Below are 12,713 nucleotides of genomic sequence, written 5' to 3' on the forward strand. Positions count from 1 at the left end.
ATTCTATTGATAAAAAAGCCCGTACGTCTAGTACGGGCTTTATGTTATTCGACTTTAGTTGTTTCCCAGGAATCCCTGCCAGATTTCTTTTTCTTTTTCTGAATTTTCTTCGGAAGCTCGGATGGTGAGTTGATCGTTATCAAAAGAGACTTCCTTACCAGCGTACGGCATATATCGTTCCAGGGGTACTAATTCTGAACCAAGGATATGCTTCTGGAAGAAAGGTTCAAAATCTGTTTTACTGAACTCACTAATGATATCGATGAGCCTTTGCTGGTCGATGGTCTTTTCACTTCCTCCGTACTCATTGTATAATTGCCGCATGACATCATCCATGCTCTTTAGGTTATTTGTATTGTGGCGAATCTCCAAATCCATGCCTATTCCCGCGAAGAGGCCGCCACCGTAGATAAGTCCCCAATGATTATCCTTGTCGAATCCGGATGCAGCGTTTGCTGGAGCCATGGTTCCGTAACCAGCATCATTTCTGTAGCGTTGATAAAATAAGTTGTTGAGTACCATTTTTGTAATTTCTTCATTAACTATACCGGTCTGGTTGAGTGCTTTCAGGGTATAATAATTTGAAATTCCTTCCTTGAACCAGTCGGTCGTGGTATCATTATATCGCAAGGTCTTTCCATTCCAAAGATGGAAAAATTCATGGGCGAACATAAACCAACCGATCAATTGGTTTTGCATATCCGCTTCAGGATTCAGGAACATGCTGAGGTGATTGCCTATTACTTCGCCATCCACCTGTTCAGACTGGTTGATCAAAACCATGGCTGTGGAAAGTTCGCTTCCCGGCCTTGGGACAGGATTTCCTCCCATGAGCTCAATATAGTACTTCAATACCTTCTCTGCTCGCTCTACATATAGCTCTTCCTGTTCTAGAATACCTTCGCCACCAAGGATGAACTTAAGGCTAAAATCACCACTTGGTATGTTCACTTCTTTATGTGTACCGGCAAAGAGAAGGGTTTCCTGTAATTCGATCAGATTAGGGACTTCATAGCTGTCGTCTGAAGCATTGGTCTTCTTCCATGGGATTGAAAGTTTCCATTCATTCGGCACCTTGAACTGAACGCTGATGTTTTCCTTGTTGGACCCATTCATCACGAATAGCGACCGGCCGGATAGCATAACACCCCATGGTCTTACGAAAGCTACACCATCTATTCCTCCTGGCCATTTCTCCTTTTCGTGGTCCACATTGAGGGTGTAACTCAGCAACACTTCAGTATTCACAAGAAATGCTGGTAATTTCCACCGAGCAGAGTCCTGCATTTCAACCTTCACCGACTTACCTTCAGGAGTTGTCACTTTCAGATTGGAAACGTATTTCGGCCAGTTTTCCGGTATTGGCCCAAAATTGCTCATTCTGAGTAAAGAATCCTGAAGCCGAATTGTTGCTACCACTTCAACCAATTCAGGCTCGTCGGGCTTAAATGAAACCGAGTAACTATCCTGGGCAGTAAGGGATGTATTCAGAAATATAAAACAGAGCCCGATTAAGACAGCTGTTTTAAGGGAACTAGATAACTGTTGCATAATTTGAAAGATGAATTTCTATTAAGACTTATTCAGCTTTCAAATGGTTACATATTTCAGAGTTAAATTCTTAGAGGAACCTATTTAGATCAACGAAGTATTGGGTAATTACTGCTCCAGCTGATCTATAATCCCCAACACCTGCTCAACAGAAATTTGTTTCGCTACGATCTCTTTTTTTGAATCCAGAAGGTAGATCATTGGATATGTCTTAATATTATAGGCCTTCCTTAGATCATTTTGCAGATCCAGAGATGGAACGACACAATGCCAGAAATAATTGCGTTCCCCTTTTATCCTTTTCATTTCCTCCATGCTTGCATTGAAAACAACACCTAATACCCTAAGTTCGGACGGCAGTTGATCCTTCAGTTCGATAATTTTATTTGAAGCATCTTTACAATGGCCGCAAAACGGGTCCATGAGAAATAACAAAGTGTATTTTGATTCTATCCCATGAAGGCTAAGCTTTTGACCGGTAGTGCTTTCCGCCGTGAAATTAAAAGCGGAGTCCCCAATGAGTGTACCCTCCATTGCTTTTGCATTATCCAGGATCTTATTGAGTTGCTCCTGTTCTGTCCAGGGCGCCTTTCCTTTAGCATAATAGTTCATGGCCATGTGGTGATAGATCTTATCATGCCCCATGATCTTAGACTTGGCGTAAGTATTTAATCTGTCAATTATGAAATATTTGTAGAGTTCTTCGTTTGGTTCGATCATGGATGCAATCCGGTCTACAGCAACGATGATGGAATCAGGAACCTTGGAGGTTAACTTTTCGAAGTACTCATTGATCTTTTGGTTAAATATCGGAGTTCTAACTAACCAGTCGGCCGTCATATCGATTTTGTCAAAATAGTTCTTTCGATAGGCATAGAAGCGTTTGTTTTTATCCTCTATTTCCGGAACATCCGCATTTTCTGCAGCTTTAAGTAGACCTAGATAAATATTGCTTGGGTAGGCTGTTCGTTTTTCTTCCAGGAAGCTGTAATATTCATTCGTTAAGGCTTCCATTTTTTGCTCCAGGTCTGCCGGTTTTTCCTGCTGAAGTTGGTAACGCCGTTTTTGAAAAGCATCGTTTTGTGCCTTAATGCGGTTCGATACCGAATTTCCGGGATGGTCTAATATATAATTCCCTTTAGTATAGACGTCGAGGTCACTGCCTTCGAAAACAAATTCGATAAAGTTGTTCGCGGGAGGAAACACCATAAGGTACATACCTGGCTTCATACCCTCGTGGGTGAAGCTGCCTTTGCCGTTTTCATCTATTAGAACCAACTGATTACCGTTTTCATCTCTCGGAGCCGTAGGAGATGATCCCTCTTTTCCTAAAATGTATTGCTTGTCTCCATAGTAGTATACTACCAGTACTTCCTTGCCTGGTGGATCTTCGAGATGAAATCTAATGGTATTGGTTTGAGAAAATCCTGTTAACGTTACAAGCAGAAAACAGAGTGACATAAAGTGCGTTCTCATAGGGAGTAAATTTTTGCGTTTAAAGATAGTATTCTATTTCTAAAAATGGACCAAAGGCATTAAACGGGGTTTCAAATAGAGAAAAGAAATAAAGGATTCCTGAGGTAATAATGGGTCATTACCTCAAGGCCTAAATTTTGATAATTGAACCTTTTTTTTGAATATCTAAAACGAGAGTACGGAACTTATGCTCTGAATTACTTAGTTATTTCGTAAGATGGCTATTGTTTGGTTAGCAGAGCTAAGGGAGGACTCACAATTCTGTAGTGATTCTTTTAAGGTTTCAATTTCTGAAGAAGCATTTCTTACTTCGTGTAACTTTACTTTATCATTTTTAAGATCAAGAAGAAGCTCGATAATTTTCATGTTCATATCCGATAAATTAGTAGAATCATTTGGTGGGATCTTATCTGAAAGCACCGCGAGACGACTACTAATTTGTTTTGATTCAAAATCGACTATAGTGCCAGGAATTTCTAACGAATCGATTAACTCCTTTATTTCTTTCATTTCAGAATAGAAACCCTGTTGAAATTTCAAATCGGCATTTACTAATTTCGCGTCTTCTCGCAATATTTCATTTTCCTGGTTTGGGATTTTAAAATTAAAGTAAACAGCTGCAACAACGGTACTTGTGGTTACCAGAAATAATACTAGAAATTTTAGGAAGGCTGACCTTCTCTCCTTACTGTTTTTGGGTCTCATGCTACTATTTTTACGATACTCTTATTAAAATGTTTACAGAATAAAACTCCTTAATCCAACAAGAAACTTCGTCTGCCTTTAACTTCCGTATTTTCAACAACTTCTTCTTTTACGAAAATTCCGGAATCCTGTTTTTTGCCGATATAATCCAATTCGTTTAATTTCTTAAACAGTGAAAGCATCAATCGGGTGAATTCAGAAATAGTTCCAAGAGCTGCGTTTATATCGGTGTGAGCATATTCCATTTCTATAGTTTGAATCAGGACATTCTCAAAGGCACCCTGATTGAGGTCGCACCAATCCGTTAGGTAGTTTAAGAAATCTTCTTTCCCAGTGCCCACGTGGATATCCAGAGAACTTTTAATTACACGAGCCATGTTTACGATTCGGCTCATCATGAAGATAGGAGGTGCATACCTGTCTTTGTATCTGAACTCAGGAATGGTGCTATTCAAATAGCGCATGACGGATTGGGTTAAAACCAGTGCCATTTGCGCCAGGTCATTAGCCTGTTTTTTCTGGTGGATTTTCTGAACTATATGAAGGGAGAACGATTCCATTTGATTAAGGAATGATCCTATTTCAGTATAGGTAAATTTCAAATCGGCATGACTTTGAATGGATCTGCACGGCGGTATGAAATCTGCATCTATCGCGGGCCTGCCATCCTGGAGAATGACTTTCCCAATTGTAATATGATATAAACCTAATTCCTGACCTGAAGTCTCACTTTTCGGCAAGATGTCCAATTTGTATTCCGGCAGCACGAAAGGATGTCGCGGAGGCTCCTCCTCGGGATCCGCCGGACCCACCGGTACGCGGGCAAAAGGATTAACTGAAAGGACAACATACCATTCAGATTCATCTTTTGAGATAGCGTACTCGTTTTTCAGAATATATCCCGATTGCTCCAATAGCTCCTTAGTTTCAGATGTGATATGGATCTGGTGCCCACCCAATGTGACTGCAGAGCATGTGTTGAGGACGACCTCTATTGTAGATTGGCCGTCAATGCTAATTGTAACATCAATTGAACTTTCCTGCTCATTATATGTGGGGAGCAGCCCGAAATTAAATGGATTGATATCCTTTTTTTCGGCATTGCTCATTTGCGATAACATGGCGTCTTCCAGTTCGATGAAATGATTCTTATTGATTTTCATTCCATCGATCCAGTTTACCCTGAAATTATTCTTCTCTTTTGATTTCATAGATATACTTTAACTAGAACAATCCAAGTTTTTTGTGTTCAATGACAACATTCGTGATGCAATTCGAATTATCATCCGCACGTACGATATTGACTTCTTTTACCTTTAATCTTTTCTTGCCCTTGATTTTAGCACAAAATTCCAGGAATGTTGTGCTTTTCCCATTTACCACAACTCCTTTTTCAAGATCGCCGCAGAAATAATCTTTGAATGCCTGCGGTTGAATTTGTTCTTTTGCAATTTGAACCAATTTCTTTCCAAAGGCCGAATTACTAATAAATGGAACTTCACGCTCTTTTTCCTCAGGGGTTTTTTTGATGGACGACTTCAAACCTTCTTTTATGGACGATTCTTTGGGTTTGTCTTTAATTGAAGACTCATATTGTTTTGGTTTGTCCTTGATAAATGAAGAACCTGTTTGATTGAATGGTGGTTTTACCTCGATCAAGGCGGTACCCACATAATCTATATTTCCATTAACCACCAATCGAACGGTGCGCAAACCAGGTTCGCTGTATACATATTCTGCAGTTTGTGTCTTCGCATCAACTGATGCATTGTCTCCAAATCTCCATTCCCAGGTAGACGCATTTTCGGTTTCGTCTATCACTCTTAGAGTTTGGCCTACCCTTATTGATTTTGGAATTGAAAACACCGGATACTTACTGGGATCCTTTATGATTTCCTTTGGAAGGACGGTTATTGTTTCAACTCGTTCACAGAATTCGTTTATCGTTAACTTCACTTTGTATTCACCCGCTTCATCAAAGCTGTGTATGGCTGTCTTCCGGTTGTCATTCTCCGAACCATCACCAAAGTCCCATGCCCATATTTCGGCCCCTTCGGTATGATCTCTGAACTGTACCAATTCTCCCACTCGTAATTCGGAAGCATCAAAGGCAAAAGTCACCAAATTGCACCTAACAAAGTTTTTGTACTTATATGCCATGGTAGAAACTGAAGTCAGGAAAACTACCCCAAATAGGTAGAGAACCATTTTGTCCAGGTGTTTCGACCTGTGTTTTTTTCTAGACATAACTAAAATTTTTTAGCAAATAGTAGGCGAGGGATGGTTCTTAAAGGGGCTGTGAAATAGAGTTTTAAATTAATATTTTTATTTTAAACGGAAACACATTAATCGAATTTTTTTCGAGATAGTGCATTAAGTTCGAATTAATGGAATCCCATTCTTTATCGTTGGTATCTATTTGATTATTAGGATATAATAAAATATCTATACACCTTACCATTCCTTTTTTAAGATTCACATCCTTAGTGAAACCATTTTGAACCACTACATCTTTTATCTTGTTGCCATAGAGTTCAAAACACAGCGCGCGGACATCCTCTTTAGTAACCACCCGATCTCTGGATAGCAGAGATCGCCGGTAAGAATTCAATCGATCTTCCATACTGAGATCGTTCTTTCCACCTAAACTTGTAGTAAGCATCATTCCTCCGGACTGTTTTAGACCCACACCCTTACTTATATTCAGGCGGCTACCAGACTTGATATCATTGCCCAACTCCCCATTGGTAGACCAAAATTCAACCAAAAGCGTCTCCTCATTTTCATATGGTTCCATGACCGCATATACCGTTTCCGATAAACTCGTTTGAGATTCGGATACTTTGGCTTCAAGCATGGATATCATTTGATTCAGACTTTTTAAATTATTATTGAGAAAGTCGTTATTCAAAAATGAGAATGCAGCACTTTCATCTTTTAATAATTCTATTAGATAAATCAGATATTCTTTGGCACGTCTGTGATCAAGTTTGCCGATGTTTTCAGAACGAAGCACATAGGTTCCCTTGTCTTCATTCATATTATCTCGACTCCGGGCGCGATATTTTTGTCCGCTCGTATTTTCTATACTATGGATATCAAAAAAAAGATCTTCAGTTTTAATAGGCAGAATATGAACGAACTCCTTCAGCCTGTAAGAGAATGAATTTAAACTGCGATTCAACACTGGAAACGCATTTAATGAACAGTATACTGATTGAAGAATGGTATTAGTAATAATTCGAGGGAATTGTATTTTGATCCAACGAATGTTTGCATCCACTTTTAATTTAGCCGATTCAATAAAGGAATTGATTTCAGGGAAATTGGATTCTGTGATGGGCTCGTTATCGGGGTTCTCTACAACAGTTACATAATTCTTCTTGTAAGCATTGCTGGTCTGCTTGCCTATGTTTACCGTTTTGTTTGAGACATCTTCAAAAATGTGATCTAAATCGATCTTCTGCTTATTCAAACTAGATGCAAAGCCGCTATGTGTTGGTAAATGGGAATCATCTACATGCCAACTGGCATTTCTGAGGTGATGATAAAACAATGATCTGTGAATAGGATCAGGCAGTTCAAAATAGAAAGATACTTCGCTCAAATCTAATTTCCGTTCGTCACTCAATATACCAAGATAGAGTGTTGAGTTATCCAAATGCCCTGAATTCCTCAAATCTGAAAGGATATTTACATTTCTGCCTTCTTCCACTTCCGTAAATTTCCCTCCACTAACCAGGTACTTTACCTTTGCATTCACAAGGTTGAAATTCCCAATAGGAGAAAAAGAAATGTCCCGATATCTTAAGGATGTATGATTGTGTACGGTTTCCTGTTTGAAACTGAATTCGTATTCGGGTTTGATTTCATGTTTCGAATCAATCGGTTCTGAATATAAAATGGCATGTGCAGGTTTTGGTCCGTACACTGCTTCAGGCGTCATCAATTGAATTAGTTTTTCGGTAATCCTTGTTTGAGACGCATCCATTTCGGCTGTTAGCTTTTCCATCTCGGAAGCACATGCCGATAATAACATGGACACTATGGGGTCGAAGGACATTTCGATCTCATTGGCAGGAATTCCCCAGAGCGTGGCCGCTCTCTTTACCATCCTGTTCTTTATCGCCTCTTTAGTTTTTTCTTTCATATTAGTAGGATAGCGGACCTATGTAAAAGTATTCAAAATATGAAAAACTCTCATTTGTCTTTTTTACAGTGCCTTTAACCTGAATATCAATTCTTTTCTTTATTCTATTTGCAGAAACGCCAGAATTTAGTTCTTCCTGTTTGATTTTGACATCAATCTTAATATTTGCAAGTCTTTTTTCGTGGCGCTGCAGTGAATTATGGAGGGATTCTACTATTTGACTTTTTAATTTGTTGCTGCTTTTTAGATTGTCGAAATCGATTAACCAGATTGAGCATCCAAAAGTCTCATCGAACGAACATTCTCCAAAGGAAGAAGTATTTATCAAATGAATGTGGTGTGCAATAGATTGATTTAAGTTGCACATATCGTGACCTTTACGCGACGTTAGGTTTTTGGCCCTCAGGGGCAAAGTGTAAAATTTCTGCTTCATATCTATACAAGCTTCATCAACAATAATGTAGGAATAAATGGAGTAAAAAAAGGGGGAGAAAACTATTTTCCCAGTAAATATAGCATTATTAAACGATTTAGCGCCACATAAAAAAGTAGGAAAAATCACAATTTTTTAATTATCAACTGTTTTCGTTTCACCATTTTTATTACCTTTAGCTCCCCCCTTTCGCGTTTGAACTTAAATATTGCTATGTATTTTTTAGTAGAACGAATAAATTCATTCCAAATAGTTATGAAAAGATTACTGTTTACAGTATTACTGATTTCCACTTTTTTAGGGGCTCATGCACAAAGCACCGGCTTAGAAGGCATAGTTTCTGAAGTTGACAGCAGTAACAACTTGAGCAATGCAATTATATCCATATATGGTACCACGCTCATTACCGAATCTGATGATAATGGCTTTTTCTCTTTCGACAGGAACGTGCCTGTAGGAGATCAGATATTGAATATCAGCAAGGATGGCTATGAAGAACAATTTATTCCAATTGATTTAGGTTTCGGTCAAAGGGTGAAGCTAAATGTTGCTTTAGAACTCACCAAAAAAGAGAAGAAACGTCGGGCTCGTTTGGTCAAGGATTTAAAGAAATCTGAAAAAAAGAAAGCCAAGGAACGAGAAAATGCTATAGAGAAGGCTAGAAAAGCAAAGAAAAAAGAAGATAAACGAATTGCTAAGGAGCAGAGAAGAGCTTTAAAAAAAGGTAACAAAGTAGTAGTGGTTTACGAACCCATGACTGAAAATCCGCCTTCCAATGAATCCGTTTCTCTAACAGAAAAGAAGGTGGCAGTAGAAGAACCTTATTTGATTAACAATAAGGACGAGCAATTAAAACGGAAATACGCTCAAATGATGGGTGTTTCTATGGATGATATTCGCAATATCCGACTCTATGAATTTGTTGATGAATGGATAGGAACTCCTTACAGAATGGGAGGTCACGGAAAAGAAGGTATCGATTGTTCGGCTTTTACACAAAAGCTATTATCCGGTGTATTTAATTACGTTCCTGAAAGAACCGCACAGACCATGTTCAACGGTGGAAGAGATGAAGAAGAATTATACGCCGATGTAAGTGCAATACGCACCGGCGATCTTATCTTTTTCAACGATACGGCTTCCGAGTTTGATGAGATTACTCATGTAGGTGTATATTTGGAGCACGGTTTTTTCGTGCATTCAACATCTAACAGAGGGAGTGACGGTAGAAATGGTGTACAGATTAGTGAATTGGAAAGCCCAACATGGAAACGAAAGAGAGTGGCCTGGAGGCGAATGAAAATGAAAAACTAAAAAATTGATTAATAGATCCAATGAAAGCTGCTGATATAGAGAAACTATTTACAGAGCTCATTGCGATTTATGAGAATCTCAAGGCAGAGGTTATCGTTGCAGAGATACAAGAGAATGCGGATGTCACTGCCAAGGACTTTGTAATTACAAATAAAAGTACGTTTAGCCGGCCATACCGAAGGGATATCATAGATGTAGATAATTTAACCTATGACGATGCCCTTAATTTAAATCTGTCACGGAACGGAATTTACGATCAACTCCCCGAAGGTCTTTTTCATCAGAATACCAGCGCTCAGTCTGAAAAGAGTTTTAGCGAAAAAAGAAAGCAGTTTAGAAAAGAAGAGGAAGAGGCGCGATCTTTTTTTGCACCAATCGAAAACGAAATTTTTTATCAACGATTGAGTATTGAAGTCAATGAGCGTGGTATGCTCGATGATTTCTATAACCTGAATGATGATTTTTTGATACAGTTTTGGAATATTCAGGAGAATATACCCGAACAGTATCGCTTGAAACTGGTAAAAATACTTCCCCATTCATATAAAATAGTTGGTGACCTCGAACTCACTCGATTGAGTCTTGAAGAGATCATTGACGACAAAGTTGGATTTAAAATAAAATATGAGAATCGAACTGGTGAGAATGGAAACAAAGAACCACAAAAGCATGATAATCAATTAGGTGTGGACATGGTTTTAGTTAGTGAAGAAACGGAGGTATTACAACCAATATTAGAGGTTACTATCGGTCCGGTTTCAGAAAGTAAAATAAATAACTACTTGAAAAAGGATGGAATATTAAATTTTATTAATACTTTTTACGACTATTTTGTCCCCATGGAATTTGAAGTGGAAACAAAATTTATCGTGGATAATGAAAATGGGTTCTCGTTAGATACCGCCAGCAGCCCGATTGTGGGGATATCAACAAGGATATAGATCAACCAGTAAAATGAACAATATAGCAAACGGTCAGATATTCAAAATCAGTATAGGACTACTTATAGTAAGTGCTATTATCATGACTATCATGACGAAATTGCGCAAATTGTTCAGTAAGAACAAAAAACGGGCAATTATTTATCTGTTGTTCGTGTTTGTGACCTTCGGCCTTACGGCATTACTCAGTTCAAGCAAGGTGCTCAATGATACCCCGCTAAATAGTTTCTTCGGATTCCAATTCATATTTCTAGGCTTAGGGATATTGCATATCTATATCCTAAGGCGATATTTTCCCGACCTCTCCCAGGAGGAGACCAATTTTTGGCCTGAATTCTTATTTACTGTAGCATATTTATGCGTTGGGTTGATCGCTTTTGTTCATGTGACAAATAAGTTTAAATCACCGTTTAGTTTGGTGTTTATGGGTTCGAGCCTGTTGTTTATTGTTCCGCTCATGGTGTATAAGCTCTATGAGTTCGCATTTAATATTCCTGTGGCTATCTATGACAGTTGGGCATATCCTTTAGGCAAGGAAATTAAAGATCCAACCAAAGAAGAATTAGCCAATCCGCTGGTTATTAGTTTCGAATTCAAGAAGCATCCAACAAAGGGAGATGTTACGAATTTCAGAGTAAAAGCTCCACAGGCAATGGAGTTTGGTAAATTATTCTATTTCTTTTTATTGGATTATAACGATCGTCATCCCGAAAGTGAGATAGCAATCCTAGATGATCAAACCCAAAAACCATTTGATTGGGTTTTTCACTATAAGCCCAATTGGTATAGCGGCATTCGACATATAAATTTCAATCATACTGTTGCAGCGAATAAGATAAAAGAAAACACAGTTATTATATGCAACCGTACCGATTAATAACGAGTTAAAACACACATTTTAACTCCTACTTTTAACTCCCCATTTTAATAAGAATTATCAAGGTTTGTTCCTTGTTTATTAACTGTTTCTCATTTGAGAATTCAGTGTAAAGTGCCCTAATCTCCCCTCAATAACCACTAGATGGTCTAATAGGTTGTAAATAAGCCTGTTAATTAATTGAATATTTGAAGGAAATCACGTGTTAATGTAGATAAATATTCGCTGAAATAGTGCAGTTTAACAGCAAAAGAAAACGGTTAATCTATTCATTATAAGAATTTTACACATTCACTTGGTGCTTAAAATATCCTTGGGTATTTTTAAGATATACTTTTATATATATCTAATTAAATAACTTTTTATTACTAATTAAAACTCAATCATTATGTCTTTTAAAGCTAAACTGAACGTAGGCGGAAATGAGTACAACGTACTGAATTGCTCCTATGAATTACATCAGGAAACAGATGCCACGGGTAGACCATCTTCTATCACTCGTGGAGGAAAAATTAAAATTGTTGTTGAATCGACTGCCGACACCAGTCTTTCCGATTGGATGTTCAATAACTTCGAGCGTAGAGATGGCTCTATTGTCTTTCTAAAGCGCGATACCGAAGCCACTTCTAAAGAATTGAAATTCACGGAGGGCTATATGGTAAAATATAACGAACACTTTGACTCTACCGGTAATAACCCTATGTCTGAATCCTTTGTGATTTCAGCCAAAACCATTGGTATAGGTAATGGTGAGCATGTGAACGACTGGGTATAAGTTCACATATTTACAAGTTTAATACAATTAAGGGAGTGAAGTTCTTCACTCCCTTGATTGGCTGTAAGTAACCTAAAACACTATACTATGTCATTTTTAGCTACCTTAAAATTCGAGGAAGAAGATGCGAGTATGAATGTACTTGATTGTTCTTTCGAATTCTATCGAGATATTGACATCAACGGACGCCCTACCAGCTTGGCCAGGGGTGGACGTGTTCATGTCACTATCGAATCTTCCAATAACGCCGACTTTTTCGCCTGGATCACAAGTGCGGATATCTACAAGAGTGGTGAAATAATTTTTTACAAAAGGGATATGGCGTCCAGCTATAAAACGCTGAGATTTATCGATGCTATTTGTGCCCAATACCGTGAGATCTTTTCAAATACCGGAGAGATCCCCATGAAAACCGAATTGGTAATTTCTGCTCAGGAGATTGATATCAATGACGTCGCTTATGCAAATCCCTGGTACAATCAAACCTAATC

Annotated in this window: 12 protein-coding genes; 5 read left to right on the plus strand and 7 right to left on the minus strand. The window is 38.3% G+C overall.

Annotated features, from left to right (window positions below; genetic code table 11):
* Positions 1-54 precede the first annotated feature (54 nt).
* The 7 genes from J1N09_RS01705 to J1N09_RS01735 all read right to left on the minus strand — a co-directional run bounded on the left by J1N09_RS01705 (position 55) and on the right by J1N09_RS01735 (position 8,315).
* Entirely contained in the window at positions 55-1,551 is a 1,497-nt protein-coding gene (locus J1N09_RS01705) for a hypothetical protein (protein ID WP_265197661.1), read from the minus strand.
* Positions 1,552-1,659: 108 nt separating this feature from the next.
* Positions 1,660-3,027, minus strand: a complete 1,368-nt coding sequence (locus J1N09_RS01710; protein ID WP_265197662.1) for a TlpA family protein disulfide reductase — start codon at positions 3,025-3,027, stop codon at positions 1,660-1,662.
* A gap of 201 nt (positions 3,028-3,228) precedes the next feature.
* Complete coding sequence (locus J1N09_RS01715; protein WP_265197663.1) at positions 3,229-3,732, minus strand: type VI secretion system transmembrane protein TssO; 504 nt, start codon at positions 3,730-3,732, stop codon at positions 3,229-3,231.
* Between the two features lie 50 nt (positions 3,733-3,782).
* Positions 3,783-4,943 (minus strand): hypothetical protein, encoded by a 1,161-nt coding sequence (locus J1N09_RS01720; protein WP_265197664.1) that lies wholly within the window; start codon positions 4,941-4,943, stop codon positions 3,783-3,785.
* A gap of 13 nt (positions 4,944-4,956) precedes the next feature.
* Positions 4,957-5,979, minus strand: coding sequence for a PKD domain-containing protein (locus J1N09_RS01725; protein WP_265197665.1), 1,023 nt, complete (start codon positions 5,977-5,979; stop codon positions 4,957-4,959).
* A 64-nt stretch (positions 5,980-6,043) separates the two neighbouring features.
* Positions 6,044-7,882, minus strand: coding sequence for a type VI secretion system baseplate subunit TssF (locus tag J1N09_RS01730; protein ID WP_265197666.1), 1,839 nt, complete (start codon positions 7,880-7,882; stop codon positions 6,044-6,046).
* A 1-nt stretch (position 7,883) separates the two neighbouring features.
* Positions 7,884-8,315 carry a GPW/gp25 family protein gene (locus J1N09_RS01735; RefSeq protein ID WP_265197667.1) on the minus strand — a complete coding sequence of 144 codons (432 nt, stop codon included), beginning with the start codon at positions 8,313-8,315 and terminating at the stop codon, positions 7,884-7,886.
* Positions 8,316-8,570: 255 nt separating this feature from the next.
* Between J1N09_RS01735 and J1N09_RS01740 the strand changes: the two genes are divergently transcribed.
* The 5 genes from J1N09_RS01740 to tssD (J1N09_RS01760) all read left to right on the plus strand — a co-directional run bounded on the left by J1N09_RS01740 (position 8,571) and on the right by tssD (J1N09_RS01760) (position 12,711).
* The gene (locus J1N09_RS01740; RefSeq protein ID WP_265197668.1) at positions 8,571-9,629 is read left to right on the plus strand and encodes an NlpC/P60 family protein; all 1,059 of its coding nucleotides are present in this window, start codon (positions 8,571-8,573) and stop codon (positions 9,627-9,629) included.
* 20 nt (positions 9,630-9,649) lie between these two features.
* The gene (locus J1N09_RS01745) at positions 9,650-10,570 is read left to right on the plus strand and encodes a hypothetical protein (protein ID WP_265197669.1); all 921 of its coding nucleotides are present in this window, start codon (positions 9,650-9,652) and stop codon (positions 10,568-10,570) included.
* Between the two features lie 13 nt (positions 10,571-10,583).
* Complete coding sequence (locus J1N09_RS01750) at positions 10,584-11,447, plus strand: TssN family type VI secretion system protein (RefSeq protein WP_265197670.1); 864 nt, start codon at positions 10,584-10,586, stop codon at positions 11,445-11,447.
* A 388-nt stretch (positions 11,448-11,835) separates the two neighbouring features.
* On the plus strand, positions 11,836-12,222 hold the full coding sequence (gene tssD / locus J1N09_RS01755; protein ID WP_265197671.1) for a type VI secretion system tube protein TssD: 387 nt from the start codon (positions 11,836-11,838) through the stop codon (positions 12,220-12,222).
* 87 nt (positions 12,223-12,309) lie between these two features.
* Complete coding sequence (gene tssD, locus J1N09_RS01760) at positions 12,310-12,711, plus strand: type VI secretion system tube protein TssD (protein ID WP_265197672.1); 402 nt, start codon at positions 12,310-12,312, stop codon at positions 12,709-12,711.
* Positions 12,712-12,713 lie beyond the last annotated feature (2 nt).

This window comes from Aureitalea sp. L0-47 (assembly GCF_026126405.1).
In the GTDB taxonomy this organism is placed as follows: Bacteria; Bacteroidota; Bacteroidia; order Flavobacteriales; family Flavobacteriaceae; genus Pukyongia.

Bases quoted from the DNA above. Each gene is read 5' to 3' on its own strand.
- J1N09_RS01730 (WP_265197666.1), bottom strand. From the start codon at position 7,882: ATGAAAGAAAAAACTAAAGAGGCGATAAAGAACAGGATGGTAAAGAGA.
- J1N09_RS01720 (WP_265197664.1), bottom strand. From the start codon at position 4,943: ATGAAATCAAAAGAGAAGAATAATTTCAGGGTAAACTGGATCGATGGA.
- tssD (WP_265197672.1), top strand. From the start codon at position 12,310: ATGTCATTTTTAGCTACCTTAAAATTCGAGGAAGAAGATGCGAGTATG.
- J1N09_RS01725 (WP_265197665.1), bottom strand. From the start codon at position 5,979: ATGTCTAGAAAAAAACACAGGTCGAAACACCTGGACAAAATGGTTCTC.
- J1N09_RS01740 (WP_265197668.1), top strand. From the start codon at position 8,571: ATGAAAAGATTACTGTTTACAGTATTACTGATTTCCACTTTTTTAGGG.
- J1N09_RS01750 (WP_265197670.1), top strand. From the start codon at position 10,584: ATGAACAATATAGCAAACGGTCAGATATTCAAAATCAGTATAGGACTA.
- tssD (WP_265197671.1), top strand. From the start codon at position 11,836: ATGTCTTTTAAAGCTAAACTGAACGTAGGCGGAAATGAGTACAACGTA.
- J1N09_RS01705 (WP_265197661.1), bottom strand. From the start codon at position 1,551: ATGCAACAGTTATCTAGTTCCCTTAAAACAGCTGTCTTAATCGGGCTC.
- J1N09_RS01745 (WP_265197669.1), top strand. From the start codon at position 9,650: ATGAAAGCTGCTGATATAGAGAAACTATTTACAGAGCTCATTGCGATT.
- J1N09_RS01735 (WP_265197667.1), bottom strand. From the start codon at position 8,315: ATGAAGCAGAAATTTTACACTTTGCCCCTGAGGGCCAAAAACCTAACG.
- J1N09_RS01715 (WP_265197663.1), bottom strand. From the start codon at position 3,732: ATGAGACCCAAAAACAGTAAGGAGAGAAGGTCAGCCTTCCTAAAATTT.
- J1N09_RS01710 (WP_265197662.1), bottom strand. From the start codon at position 3,027: ATGAGAACGCACTTTATGTCACTCTGTTTTCTGCTTGTAACGTTAACA.